Origin of the sequence: Acidisphaera rubrifaciens HS-AP3 (genome assembly GCF_000964365.1) — a bacterium.
GTDB lineage: Bacteria > Pseudomonadota > Alphaproteobacteria > Acetobacterales > Acetobacteraceae > Acidisphaera > Acidisphaera rubrifaciens.
Genome location: NZ_BANB01000633.1, coordinates 1 through 1,047, shown reverse-complemented (window position 1 = coordinate 1,047; position 1,047 = coordinate 1). Strand labels below are relative to the sequence as shown.

2 protein-coding genes are annotated in these 1,047 nt (G+C 73.5%); both read right to left on the bottom strand.

Features of this window, described 5'->3' with window-relative positions; translation table 11 throughout:
- Window positions 1-452, bottom strand: a 452-nt coding sequence (locus B8460_RS15625) for an NAD(P)/FAD-dependent oxidoreductase (protein ID WP_048862540.1), incomplete at its 3' end; no start/stop codon positions are given.
- Window positions 453-462: 10 nt separating this feature from the next.
- Window positions 463-1,047 (bottom strand): SDR family oxidoreductase (locus tag B8460_RS15620; protein ID WP_048862539.1); only part of this gene is annotated, 585 nt, incomplete at its 5' end.

Sequence of the window (1,047 nt, the reverse complement as noted above, 5' to 3'; positions counted from 1 at the left end):
ACCGCCTCCACCCGCGCGCGGGCGCCGAGGCCGGCCGCCGGCTCCATCGCGGTCACGCGCGTCTGTTCGAAGGCGCGGGCGCCGCGGGCGCGTGCGGCATCGAACAGCAGCTTGTCGAACGCCGCGCGCGGCACCTGCCAGCTGTTCGTGTAGCTTGGGTTCAGCCCCTCGGAGAACGCGAAATGCACGCGCTGGCCGGTAGCGTCGGAGACGAACTCGGCCCCCGGCTTGAACTCACCGATGGCGGCGACGGCGTCGCGCACGCCGAGACGGTCGAACAGCGCGGTGTTCAGCGGCAGCAGGCTCTCGCCGATGTGAAACCGCGGATGCATCTCGCGTTCCAGCACGACCACGTCGCGTCCGCGCTCGGCCAGCAGGGCCGCGGCGGTGGCGCCGCCCGGGCCGCCGCCGATCACCAGCACGTCGCACGCCTCGGCCACGTCCGCGTCCATTGCCCCGCCTCTATATCATGCCGCCGTTGATCGAGATGACCTGTCCGGTGATGTAGCCTGCCTGACGCGAGGCGAGGAAGCCGACGAGGTCGGCCACCTCTTCCGGCCGGCCGGCGCGGCGCATGGGCACGATCTCCGCGATGCGGGCGGCGTCCATGGCGGCATCGACGGCGGGCGAGGCGATCACCCCCGGCGCCACGGCGTTGACCGTGATGCCGCGGCTTGCGACCTCGCGCGACAGCGACCGGGCGGCACCGATCAGCCCCGCCTTGGCCGCCGCATAGGCCACCTGCCCCCGGTTGCCCAGCAGCGCCGCGACGGAAGAGACGGCGATGATCCGCCCCCAGCGCGTCGCCATCATCGGCAGCAGCAGCGGCCGCACCGCGGCATAGAAGCCGTTGAGCGAGACCTCGATCACGTCGCGCCACTGCGCCTCGGACATGCCGGCCATCGGCACGTCGTCGTGGATGCCGGCGTTGTGGACGATCACCTGCGGCACCGCCCCCTCGGCCAGCGGGCGCAGCGCCGACGCCGTCGCCGCCGTGTCGGCGAGGTCGCAGGCGAGCGACTCGGCGGCCCCGCCCCCGGCGCGGAT